General features: G+C 64.1%; 15 protein-coding genes. 11 read left to right on the top strand and 4 right to left on the bottom strand.

What is annotated here, in order from left to right; translation table 11 throughout:
• From NA4_RS39725 to NA4_RS34465, 7 genes are all read left to right on the top strand, one after another.
• Window positions 1-101 (top strand): DUF397 domain-containing protein (locus tag NA4_RS39725; protein WP_157129483.1); only part of this gene is annotated, 101 nt, incomplete at its 5' end.
• 269 nt (window positions 102-370) lie between these two features.
• Window positions 371-877 (top strand): DUF3558 domain-containing protein, encoded by a 507-nt coding sequence (locus NA4_RS34490; protein WP_245671721.1) that lies wholly within the window; start codon window positions 371-373, stop codon window positions 875-877.
• A 41-nt stretch (window positions 878-918) separates the two neighbouring features.
• Window positions 919-1,398: a hypothetical protein gene (locus tag NA4_RS34485; RefSeq protein WP_245671720.1), complete on the top strand. Its 480-nt coding sequence runs from the start codon at window positions 919-921 to the stop codon at window positions 1,396-1,398.
• Complete coding sequence (locus tag NA4_RS34480) at window positions 1,395-2,549, top strand: WXG100 family type VII secretion target (protein WP_067479661.1); 1,155 nt, start codon at window positions 1,395-1,397, stop codon at window positions 2,547-2,549. The genes NA4_RS34485 and NA4_RS34480 overlap by 4 nt, the downstream gene beginning before the upstream one ends.
• A gap of 153 nt (window positions 2,550-2,702) precedes the next feature.
• On the top strand, window positions 2,703-3,479 hold the full coding sequence (locus NA4_RS34475; RefSeq protein WP_067479654.1) for an ESX secretion-associated protein EspG: 777 nt from the start codon (window positions 2,703-2,705) through the stop codon (window positions 3,477-3,479).
• A 216-nt stretch (window positions 3,480-3,695) separates the two neighbouring features.
• Window positions 3,696-4,691 (top strand): WXG100 family type VII secretion target, encoded by a 996-nt coding sequence (locus NA4_RS34470; protein WP_157129482.1) that lies wholly within the window; start codon window positions 3,696-3,698, stop codon window positions 4,689-4,691.
• 8 nt (window positions 4,692-4,699) lie between these two features.
• Window positions 4,700-5,062 carry a hypothetical protein gene (locus NA4_RS34465; RefSeq protein ID WP_067479648.1) on the top strand — a complete coding sequence of 121 codons (363 nt, stop codon included), beginning with the start codon at window positions 4,700-4,702 and terminating at the stop codon, window positions 5,060-5,062.
• Window positions 5,063-5,205: 143 nt separating this feature from the next.
• Here NA4_RS34465 and NA4_RS34460 read toward each other — a convergent pair whose 3' ends face one another.
• From NA4_RS34460 to NA4_RS34445, 4 genes are all read right to left on the bottom strand, one after another.
• Window positions 5,206-5,658, bottom strand: a complete 453-nt coding sequence (locus NA4_RS34460; RefSeq protein ID WP_067479640.1) for a hypothetical protein — start codon at window positions 5,656-5,658, stop codon at window positions 5,206-5,208.
• A gap of 118 nt (window positions 5,659-5,776) precedes the next feature.
• Window positions 5,777-6,109: a PIN domain-containing protein gene (locus NA4_RS34455; protein WP_245671719.1), complete on the bottom strand. Its 333-nt coding sequence runs from the start codon at window positions 6,107-6,109 to the stop codon at window positions 5,777-5,779.
• Between the two features lie 104 nt (window positions 6,110-6,213).
• Window positions 6,214-6,459, bottom strand: a complete 246-nt coding sequence (locus tag NA4_RS34450; protein WP_067479639.1) for a ribbon-helix-helix protein, CopG family — start codon at window positions 6,457-6,459, stop codon at window positions 6,214-6,216.
• Between the two features lie 77 nt (window positions 6,460-6,536).
• Window positions 6,537-8,438, bottom strand: coding sequence for a hypothetical protein (locus tag NA4_RS34445; protein ID WP_067479663.1), 1,902 nt, complete (start codon window positions 8,436-8,438; stop codon window positions 6,537-6,539).
• Window positions 8,439-9,710: 1,272 nt separating this feature from the next.
• Between NA4_RS34445 and NA4_RS34435 the strand changes: the two genes are divergently transcribed.
• The 4 genes from NA4_RS34435 to NA4_RS34420 form a co-directional block, all read left to right on the top strand.
• Complete coding sequence (locus NA4_RS34435; protein WP_067479637.1) at window positions 9,711-9,932, top strand: hypothetical protein; 222 nt, start codon at window positions 9,711-9,713, stop codon at window positions 9,930-9,932.
• Entirely contained in the window at window positions 9,929-10,366 is a 438-nt protein-coding gene (locus tag NA4_RS34430; protein ID WP_157129481.1) for a hypothetical protein, read from the top strand. The genes NA4_RS34435 and NA4_RS34430 overlap by 4 nt, the downstream gene beginning before the upstream one ends.
• Entirely contained in the window at window positions 10,363-10,668 is a 306-nt protein-coding gene (locus tag NA4_RS34425; RefSeq protein ID WP_067479635.1) for a hypothetical protein, read from the top strand. The genes NA4_RS34430 and NA4_RS34425 overlap by 4 nt, the downstream gene beginning before the upstream one ends.
• A 323-nt stretch (window positions 10,669-10,991) precedes the next feature.
• The coding region (locus NA4_RS34420; protein ID WP_218022503.1) for an IPT/TIG domain-containing protein at window positions 10,992-11,821 on the top strand (830 nt) is incomplete at its 3' end.

The raw sequence follows: 11,821 nt of genomic DNA, 5'->3' as shown, positions 1-11,821 counted from the left end.
CTAAGGACCCCACCGGACCGGCTCTTGTGTTCACACCGAGCGAGTGGGACTCGTTCACCGCCAGCATCACCAACGGCGAACTCGACCGGACACAGTCCTAACTGAGCCGCTCGGGCCCCATCCCCGGACCCTCCCTCGCGGCGGGTTCGGGGCACTCTGAACTGGCGACTTCGGACCGGCAATGCATGTCAGGACGCTTGCGTCCAAGAAAACCCCCCGGTAGCGTCAATATTCACTGCAGGGGGCGGAGGAGCCGGTCCGGCCCTGGAGAGGCCAGGAACAACACACCGGTGTACGAGGGGAACCCATGACATCAGGGCGGAATTCGCGGCGACTGGCCATCCTCGCCGTCGGTGCCGCACTCGTTCTAATGGGCTGCGGCTCCTCGGCCGATGACAATGCCGCGCCGACCGGAGCGTCCTCCGCCAACCCGAGCATCGCCCCCGACGCACCCACCGGCTATGACCCCTGCACCGACATCCCCCAAAGTGTGCTCGACTCCGAAAACCTGCGTAGCAAGGACACAGACTACTCCAGAGCGTCGGGAGGAGTCAGATGGCGCGGCTGCGGGTGGGTACAAACCGATGGATACGCACCCTTCATTCGCACAACGAACCTCACCGTAGACATGGTGCGGGATAAGAAGTTCCAAGATGCCCGCGAATACACCATCAACGGTCGCCGTGCGATCTCCACACGGCAGGTCGAAGAGCACCCCGATGCCGTGTGCACGATCAACGTGGAGATGAAGGGCGGAAGCCTCGAGTTCTTCCTCAGCAATCCTCCGTCGAATCGTAAGACCGGCCAACTCGACACCTGCGCGCTCGCGAAGACTCTGGCGGAGAAGGTAGTGCCGACAATGCCTGCCACTGTTTGAAATACGCTGAAGCGATCGAACTCACCGGGAGGGAGTAGCACATGGGTGACGACAACGCGCAGGCGCCTCGGCCGATGGCGAACATCTTGATTGCGGCGCAGGAGGGGCAGCTAGGTATCCAGATGTCCGCAGAGGACTTCATCTACATAGACCGTGACTGCGAGTACTTCAAAGACGCGATTCGAAGAATCCAGAGGTCCATGGATGCTGTTTCTCAGCAGGAGCATTGGGGCTTGGGCGAGGGCAACGGCGACATGGTCTCGGCACAAACTCTGGTCGATAGATTCAAGAAGAAGGCAAACGGAGCCGAAGATCGCAATAGCGTCCATCAGATCATGGAAGAGCACTTCCGCATCGTCGAGGACATCCAAGCGGTGCACCGGATCGTCCGGGATCGAATGATGCAGGCGGACAGCAGGTTCGCTGCCGAATTCAACAGACAGAACACCGAGCTGGCCGAGCGCCCGCCCGTCGGACTCCGGTTCGGACCGAACCACCTTCCGGACGGAACGAACAAATGAGCGGCTACGAGAACAAGCGCATCCCGAACGGCGGCGAGCACACCGACAGCTGGGAACATTCACGGATCAACGACACGTTCAAGCCGCTCGACACCGCCGACGCGCACACCCAAGCCGACAAGTACTGGCAAGCCCGCAACCAGTGGGAGCAGGGCGTCGAAACCTTCGCCCGCTCCATCCAGACCTCCATCGCCCAAGCCTGGTCGGGTCCGGCCGCGGAGCAGTCCAAGGACGCGATCGCCAAATACACCCGCGAAGCGCAAGACCTGACCACATCCCTGGAAGAGCTGTACTGCCGCGTCCGCGACGCCGCCACCGCAATCTCCAATACGAAGAACGCACTTCCGGATACCGTCCACTACCCCTGGACCGAGCGCATCTTCCACCCGAGCCGCTGGAGTCTGTCGGGCGAACAATCCGAGGCCGAGCAGACCGCGCGGGCGGCGATGAACCAGTTCTACGTACAGCCGTTCAGCGAGATGGACGGCAAGATCCCGGTGCTGCCCACACCGGTCGGCCCGACCGCGTCGGTGGACATTCCAGCGCCCCCACCTGGTGGTTACCAGAGCGGCAATCCCGGCGGTCCCAGCTCGACCAGCCCGGGCAATAGTCCAGGCACGACCGACTCTGGTCTTCCCGGTGACAAGGACGGCGACGGCAAGCCCGATGAGCCGGGCACCGAAGAGCAGCAGTCTGCCGACCAGTCGTCGCAGGAGCAGCAGTCGGACGACACGACACCGGCCAATACATCGACCACACCCGCTGGCGTGGACCCCACCTCCACGACTCCGACCACCACGACGGACCCCGCCAGAACCATGCCGACGGGTACCGGAACCCCGCACGGCCCAGGCACACCGGGCATACCCGGCACGCCGAACCAGCCGCAACCGGGACGCAGCATCCCGGGCACGCCGGGAACGCCGAGCACCGCGGCGAAACCGGCAGCCGCCGCCGCGACGGCCGCGAACGCGCGCGGTATGGGCGGTGTTCCCGGCATGATGGCACCCGGTGCCCGCAGTGGCGGCAAGGACGAGGAATCCACGCACACCACACCGGACTACCTCATCAACCAGGAGAACACCGACGAACTGCTCGGCGAGCTCCCGAGGACGCTGCCCGGCGGCGTCATCGGCGGCGAGCCGAACTGAGTGCGCCACCACCGAATTCACGCGACGAGACCATGACCCGACGCGTCCAGTTCAATTCGGCCCCAACACCTTCGCCACCCGCCTCGCCCACGCGTGGCGGCCCTGTCCGCGCACGACAGTGGCCGCCCCCGACGCCGCCAGATTGGACCTCACATGGCTGAATGGACTTGGGACCCGGACGACTTCGCCGCCCTCTGGTACGGCGATGCGCACGACCGCTTCCCCAGCCCGCTGCGATACACCAGCCGTTTCGCCTTCCGCGACGACTTCGAGGCCCACCGCACCGCCGTTCGCAACCGCTACTCCACCGACGAACTCGACGAGATCAACGCCGCCCTGCACACCCTCGGCACCTCCGACCTCCGCATCGAAATCCTCGGCGGCACCTGCAAACACAAGAACAGCACCGGCCGCGACGACGTCCGCGAATACCGCATCATCGGCGCCCGCACCCCCTACCGCGCCGTCCTCCTCAGCCAGGCAGGCAACCAACACGACCACAGCCCCATCCGCGTCCGCATATTCCCCACCGACCAACTTCCCACCCGCCTGGTAAACGCCATCCCCCCATGCCAACCCGGCACCGAGAAGCCCGCCACCTTCCACCCCGACGACCTCACCCCCCGCCGCGACACCTACCTCCAGGACAACGCCCGCAACACCCCTCGCGAGCAATACCAACGCCTCCTCCACCGCCCAGCCGACGGCGGCGGCACCGCCGTCCTCCTCCCCACTCCCCTACACACCCACACCAAACCCGCCAAAGTCCTCCAGTGGCACGACATCTCAGGCGACGGCCGCTACACCGAACACCGCACCCACCACATCACCATTCGCCCCACCACCCCCAGCGACATCACCACACACTTCACAACCTGGATCGACCAAGCCCGTCGCCACCTCGAATCCACCCGCCCCGAAACCTGGTAACCAGCCCAACGGAACGGGGCGTGCCGTTACGACACAGGGCCCCGGCGTGTTCTGCGCTTGGATTCCACAACCGCACTCCGCCCGCCGGTCGCGTAGCAGATGCGCTACAACCCAAGAATGCACTGCGGAAAGTGCCGCTATCAGTTGATTGTTCGACACTGAAGTGGTTCACTTCCACATGGCCGCAACGAGTAGTCGCGGCGGTATCTGGAGGGGATGGGATTGAATTTCTCAGTCGAGGTGGCCGACCTCAGAGGGTGGGCAGAGCAGGTGGGTCGAGCCGGAACAGATATGTTCGCGGCCCATAACTATGCGAAACGCAACATAGTAGATGGAGATTTCGGCAAGATCTTGGAGTTGATAACAGAGGAATACACTAAATTGTTACCGTCGGTCCATGATGTCACGCTGGCCGATAGCGAAGGCCAGGACAAGGCGCGTTTGTCGCTCATTTATGCCGCCGAGGAATACAAGAGAACCGACAGGAACTTTGCGAGCGAAATCGCAAAGCTCGACGACACTCCCCTGACGGTGGTCGACGACGGCGTGGCCGACGGATTCGGTGATCTAGCTTCTGGCGCAGACAAGTTGGTTGCGCCTGCTATCGATTCCCGGGCACTTGCCGAGATCTCTTTGGGTATCTTTTATAACCGAATTGCCGACCTTGTCGTGGCCGTTGGGGGACCCGACCCTCGCGAGCACATCACGAAATGGCTTGCCGGAGATATCGGTAAGGCTGGCACGCAGATCTCGGCGTGGCGGCACCTCGCCGAGTGCACGGAGGCCGTTCGAGCGAATCTCGAGCAGGGCCAGAAATCGATCTCCAAAACGTGGTCAGGGAAAGCATCGACGTCCGCGGCCGGGCAGTTCGAAAAATGGAATACCGCTCTGAGAAATCAGAAGACAGCTATGCAGAAAATGGCTGAACACTTGAGCGACGCACTGGACGAGGCGATCAAGCTCGCCCAGGTGGTGGTGGACATCATCCTGACCGTCATCAATTTCGTCACAGCCGCCCTGACCAATGCAGCAATTCCCGTCGTCGGGCAAATCAAGCTGATCAAGAGCGTAAAGGACGGAATTATCATGATCAATAGGGCGAGGGGGGTGATCATGACCTTCTGGCAATTGCTGGTCATGATCAAGTCGTTCATAGTAGCAAGCACTGCCGTATTCACCAGGGAATCGTTGCCCACCCCGGCAGTAAGTTAAGGATTACGATGGCCACAAGCACTCCCGATTCCTCGATCGCGGCGGCGATCCAGCGGCTCGACACAGCTATCGATCAGGCCAAGAAGGATCTCGACAGCTATAAGCAACAAGGCCAGCCGACAGCAGAAGATCTCCAAGAACTGCAGAAAATGGCGGCCGCGGGTGAACTCGGCGCCGATATGCAGTCGGCCGCTGCCTTGGTTTCGAGTGGGCAGGAAAGTTGGCTATCACTCTGCTCCGGCAAGTCATCCAACTCCCACTTGCTCGACAGCCATGTGAGTCGGATGCTCGCCGAGCATGGCGGCGCGATAACCGCGTCAATCCAAGGTGATACAAGTTTCGATCCAAAGCCTGACGATCTCTACAGATAGGCCGCCCTCATCAATTCCCCTCGGGGGCCTACCTCGGTCGGTTGCGAGACTATCTGATGACAGTCTCGCAGCCGATCCTCGATCAGGCAGTGCGTCCGGGATCGCGCCGATTCACCACGGGCACAAGCCGACTCGGCGCAAGGCTAGTGAATTGTCCAGAACACTGTCATCAGGACACAATCGGCTGCGAGTACTCCGACAATGACAGCCCACTGCCGTCCGAAGGACCAGCGACGCCTCAACGCGACAACCACCGAGATGATCCCGATCAGCCCGGCCGCGATGTAGCCGCTCATCCAGGCCGGATTGTCCGTCGTTGCCCCGATCACGGTAACAATGATCGAGAAGAATATTGCGCCGACGAGCAACTCGTAGCGCAGGAATCCTTCAGCGAAGGCTGCTACCGCCCAACCCAGGAGACGCGCGATTGCCCCCTTACTCCTGTCGGACTCAGGCATATTGTCGAAAGCGTCGGCATGACGAAATGCCTGACGAAACAATGGCCCGTCCTCATCATCCCCGGTCATGGTCTGATCGTAGCGGTTGATGTCGCTATGCTCGTCCAAATATTCGATGCACGCTGTCAGGGCCGACACGGTGCCCTCATAGTCGGCCTGCAGCAGAGGCGCAGGGCTCCAGCCGATCTGCCCCTGCTGCTGCGGTGCCCGCAGCTGACCGTTCGCTCCAGCTCTTCCTGACCCATCACATCGCCCGCTACAGATCATCGGGCAGTACTCGGAATGCGCCGTGGCACGTCAGCGGGGTGACGGCCCGGACGTCCCGCCGGTCCAACGTCAAGATGTCTGCGGTCTCGTATCGTTCGGCTGGCGCGATATTCGTGGAGTCGGTCAAGTCCAGCCGCACGTCGGCGTATCGGCTTTGCACACGGCGCGCGATACAGAGCAGACCGGCCGGAATCTCTGCTACCGCGACGCGACCTGTCCGCTCTTGCGCAAGCAACCAGTCATTGACCCCATATGCCTTCTCCCGGTTCATATTCCGTGTGATCGCGTGCTCGATCTCGAGGAGCACCAGCGGGGAAACCACTGTCAGAGCGGCCCGCTGCAGGGCCGTGCGCGCCGGCCCGTGCTCGGATCGGAGGCATTGAAGGCCACGACAAGACCCGAGGTGCCACCGATCAGGATCACCGATCACCGGCCTTTGTCATCGGTGACCGCGTCGCTGACGGTTCGATGAATCTCATCCGACGTGATCGGTCGGCCGAAGTCCACGACCGGAATGTCCCAGTCCTCCTCCCATCGGCGACTCCTGATCGCCACCAAATGGAATGCCTCCCGGAAGAATTCGGACTCCGGCCGTCCTTCCCGAGCCGCCGCCTGCTTGATCAACTCCAAGTCGTTCTCGTCGACCATGACCGTCGTGTTTTTGAGACCCACATGGTTATTGTGCCCCCACCATAATGCGCGGCAGGCGCCATCGAAGTCTCTCGGGCACGAGACCGGCCGGATATTCCTCAACGGGAACGGCGGCCGATCATCGCGCACAGTTCGCCGACCGCGTCGCGAGCCGGATGCCCCGATCCGCGCAGCGCCCCGGCCAGCTGGCGGCGCTCGGCAACGGGCAGCGCCGTCAGCTGTCCGGCGATCGCGTCCGGGCCGCCGAGTTCGAACAGCTGCAGGAAGCTTTCGGTCATGCAGAGCAGGCTGTCGCGCTCGGTGAGATCCCGCATGTCCAGCACTCCGTCGTGGACCAGCTTCGACAACACCAGTGGCGCCAGCACCGGATCGTTGCGCAATCGGCGCAGCAGCGCCGCACCGTCTGGCAGCGACATGGTGAGGACGTGCAGCATGGCGGCCGCCCTGCCCCGGAACGGGCAATCCCGGATCGCCTGCAACAGGAGTTCGATATTGTCGCCGTGCGTGTCGAGCCAGTCGCTGATCTCCAGGCGTGCAGTGTCTTCGGTGTAGTGCTCGGCGACGACACCGAGCAGGCCCGCCGCGTCGGCGTGCGCGAGCTCTCCGACCACCCCCGCCTCCCGCCCCTCGGCGAGCAGCCGGTCGCGCATCGCGGCCAGCCCGAGACCTGTCAGGGCCACCAACCGGCCCGGCTTGCGCAGGTCGTCTCGCAATTCGCGCCGCGCGGGCTCCGTCAGGTACGACACCGCGTCCGGCCACGGGCTGTCCTCCTCCAGATCGAGCACATACAGCTCGTCGGGGACGCCGTGGGTGATCTCCACGGCGCCGAGCCGCGCGAGGGCGTCGAACAGCGCCGACAGGTCCTCGACCATCCGGGCCCGTTCTCCCGGCCAGGCCAGCGGGGAGATGGCGTAGTCGCCGAACTCCTGCTGGCACTGCGCCCAGATCGGTTCCTCGAGCCGGCGCAGCGGCATCGGATGTTCCATGCCGTAGACGCTGTTGAGCACGTCCGGAACCACGATGTCGTACAGGTCGTGCAGCATCGATGGCGGCTGATCGGCCCACAGTGGACGGCAGACGGCATCGGCCAGATCGAAAATCGCGTCGAACGCCCGCCGCCACAGCATCACCGGATCCGCCAGTACCGGCCCGGCCTTCGCCACTTGGACCAGTCTGCCCTTCACCACCCGCACCAGCCTGGCCTTTTTCGCCCACGCCACCAGCAGCGTCAGCTCCGCTAGCTCGGCACTGCTGCGCACACCGTCCACCTCGTCGCCGGCGCCCAACAGCGGCACCAGCTCCCGCGCGTCGGCGATCCGCAGCATGCCCCGCGCTGTCAGAACGCGGCCCTTCGGCCCCACCCAATCGACCAGCGTTCGCAACTGCCCGACCACTGCGGACGCCTCCGCCTGTTCCGTCTGCTGCGCCGGGGTGGGCAGCACCACCGGCGGCTGGGAGAACAGGCGCTGCCGGCCACCGAACACCTCCGAGCCCAAGACCGCGCCCGCGAGCGTGCCTTGTAGGACAGCCGCGAGATCAGGGACGGAAGCCAAGTCGAGATCATCGGATGCCGAGACACGAGCCAGCCTGGCACCCAGCCCGGCCCGGTTCGGATCCTCCAGCACTGCAATGTATTCCGGCTCCGCGCCGGAGACCGCGGCAAACAGCTGATCGATGGCGTCGCCTCGCGGGTCGAGCAATCCGGTCGCCGACAGATACTCCAGCAGCGCGCGCAGCGTCGCGGGCGCCGCCCGCAACCGGCGTACGTCGGCACCGACCCGGCCCGGAATCCATTCCAGCAGCAGACGCCGAACCGCGGCACCAGTCCAGTGGACCAGCCGACCATCGCTGCTCAGATGCCGGGAGTCCAGTGCGACCTCGATCAGGAAGGGATCCACCGATAGGCCCTGCCCGGCCGCCCAGTCCGCGCAACGCCGCACCAGCAGCGCTTTTGCGGCCTGGTAGTCCTCATCCTCGTCCGGCTCGAAATGCGTGCGCACCGAAACACCGTAGACGACTTCTGCCGACGGCACCGCGAACGCCGGCCCGCCATCGGCGCGTAGGTCTACTGCTGTGGCCCGGCCTGCACCGCCCGTGCAATGACCGCTGGGCGATGACCGGCACACCCAAACAGACCTCATGGCCACCGCCGGAAAGAAACGAACGCCTCGTCCTGTGGGAGACCTCCGATGTCACCCACCCGCGCAGGCTCGTCGCGGAATACTCCGATCGTTCCACAAATACCGCCATGCTCAGCCTGACGGGCGCATGCTGGCCACAGGCGGATTCGACAATCTCATGCACTTGTCCGACTCGCCGGAATCCTCGACGCCCGAGCGCACGCCCGCGAACTGGCATGTCAGCGGGCGGGCCGGGGCCTCAGCGAGACGGAATGGGACAAGCAGATCCCCGATCTGCCGTACCCGCGGACCTGCCCGTGACGAATCGGGCGAAGGTCGGTCGACGGCCGTGCCGCCAACGTAGCTGTAGCCCGAACTGGCAAAGAAATCGTGGTCGGCGGTCGGCGAAAGCTTGTGGCGGTTACTCACGTTCGCGTCGAACTCGTGCAGTGTGCGGTCGGCCCGCGCACTGGATTCACGAGTACCCCACTGATGCAACGCCGGACGGCACCTACGCGCCGAATCATCCCGGCTCCGTCAACACCTGGCAACAATCTGGAAAACGGACAAAAACGGATGCTGAGACGCGTTGCCGAGGGGAAGGTCCAGGGGTGTTAATGGAAATAGCCGGGCCACTACCACAGTCGGGCACCCCCCGGTATAGAGGAATCAGCAAACGAGGAGGCAGCACATGCCTACTTCCCTCCCCCCGTTCTCGGGGCAGAACTCGTGGGGTCCCCGTGTCAGCGTCACCGGCCGCACCGGAGCCGATCGCAGTCACCCGGTGCGCGCAGGCGAACAGCACCGCGAAAGCTCGTCGTCCACACACGGATTCGACTAGCTTCCAGCTGGCCGTCGACGCTCTGACGCTATCGACCGCGTGCCGAACGACCCAGCCGCGAGCGGCGGGGCGAAGTGCAGAGAGTTCCGACCGAACACGCTGCACCGGCGCGAAGGCAGGAAGCCCTGCTGCATTCGCGGTGAACTGCAACCGCTACAACCCACCGGCACACCCTTGACGAAAAGCCGCAGGGATACCTGCATATACGACTACTTCGACAAACCAGCTCGTCAACCGGACACCACCCCGGCCGCCGATCACGGCATCGGCGAGCTTCTACACAACCCACACAAATGAGAAGAGGGAATCCGATGAACAAAGTAATCACCACCCTGCGCAGCGAGCCCGTTCGCGCCCTGATGTACCCGCTGCTGGTACCGCTCATCGGGTACGGAGTCACCAGTGGTGTCGTATCGGCCGATACGTCCGGATTCATCCTCGCCGTTGTCGCGGCGGCGCTGGGACTTCCGGCCGTCGAGTCGGCGCGCCAGCGGGTGAGTCCAGCGCCGCCCCGCAGTGGTGAACCCGCATGAGAGCACCGAAGGCGGCGACGCGCCACGATCCCTTCGAAGTGGTCCTGTGCGCTGTGTTCGGGGTGTCGGCACTGTTGCAGGCCTTCTACGGTCCGCCAGCGGGTACCGCCACCTCGAGCATGCCACCGGGGTTCCGGACGGTGTGGCTGGTCCTCATGCTGATCGGCTGCCTCGCGACGCTGGTCGGCGTGTTCGCCCGGCGCGTGTGGGGATATCTGGTCGAGCAGATCGGCTTGGGGGCGCTCGGCTGGTCGCTGATGGCATTCGGCGCTCAGCTACTGGTGCTGCAGTTTCAGCATCGAACTCTCGGTCCCGCCACGATTCTCGGCGGGCCGCTGCCTATCGCGCTGGGTCTGGCGTTCCTGTGGAAGCGCCGACAGGTGTTGCAGGACGTGCAGACCCTGCACGCGGTGAAGATGAGGGAGGAGCCATGACCATGGTCCAGCAGTCGCCGGTCTTCGTTGCGCTCGTGCTGATCGCCAGCTCCTCGGTGCTGTCGGCAATCGTGACGGCATGGTTCAAGCGCGGCGACGTCGACGCCACCATGACCAAGACGAAGGCCGACGCCGCGAAGGTGTTGAGCGACCTTGCCATTTCGCAGACGCAACAGATGTCCGAGCAGATGGGTGCGTTCCGCATGGCGCTGCGGGTGCACCGGGAATGGGACCGGAAGATGGTGACGCGAGCACGGGAGGCGGGCATCGAATTCGAGGACCCACCCGAACTGTTCCTGTGACAAACCATACACCTGGATGAGCCACTGCGAAGCGGTTTTCGGCGAGTTTGCCGGATGCTCGCCGCAGCCCAAAGGCTTCCGTGATCGAACCCGGCGGTCCGTTGCCCGACGGCAACCGGCCCCCGGCGAAAATGCCGCTGCCGCAACGTCAGACGGGCTGGTCACGGTCGACGCGCAGCCAATCCGAAAACGGACCAAAACAGATTCGAGACTCGTTGCCGAGGCATCGGTCCCAGGGCGTTAATGGAAGTAGCCGGGCCACTGAGAGAGTCGGGCACCCCCCGGTGCAGAGGAACTATCACCACGGCAACAAGGAGGCCGCCATGCCTGCGCCTACCATCACTTCCATCTCCCCGACGTCAGGGCCAACGACGGGGGGTAACAGCGTCACGATAACCGGTACCGGGTTCACCGGTCCCTTGACTGTGCGGTTCGGCAGCACCGCAACCACCTTCACCGTCAACTCCTCTACCCAGATCACGGCCATCGCGCCCGCCGGGTCGGCCGGTACGGTACAGGTCACCGTCACCGGCTTCCAGGGAACCAGCAACGGGGTCTCCTACACGTATATCGCGGTTCCTTCCTTGAGCAGCATCAGCCCCAACAAAGGGCCCACCTCGGGCGGGACCACGGTCACTCTCACCGGAACAGGCTTCACCGGAGCCACCGCGGTCAATTTCGGTAGCACACCGGCGACTTCGTTCACGGTCAACTCCGATACGCAGATCACGGCAACCAGCCCTGCGGGAACGGGGATCGTGTCGGTTACGGTCACCGGTCCGACCGGCACCAGCAACCCGCTCTCCTACTCCTATGTCGTGGTCCCCACCATCACATCCATCTCCCCAACGGTAGGGCCCATTGCGGGGGGTAACAGCGTCACGATCACCGGCACCGGGTTCACCGGCCCCTTGACCGTGCGGTTCGGCAGCACCGCAACCACCTTCACCGTCGACTCCTCTACCCAGATCACGGCCATCGCGCCGGCGGGGTCGGCCGGTACGGTACAGGTCACCGTCACCGGCCTCGGTGGCACCAGCAACGGGGTCTCCTACACCTATGCCCCGGTTCCCAGCATCACCTCGATCAGCCCGACTTCCGGGCCCGCCACCGGCGGTACCGTAGTCACCCTCACCGGGACAAACTTCACCGG

It is taken from the genome of Nocardia amamiensis NBRC 102102 (assembly GCF_001612745.1).
Taxonomy (GTDB): Bacteria; Actinomycetota; Actinomycetes; order Mycobacteriales; family Mycobacteriaceae; genus Nocardia; species Nocardia amamiensis.
This window is presented reverse-complemented; position numbering and strand designations above follow the sequence as displayed.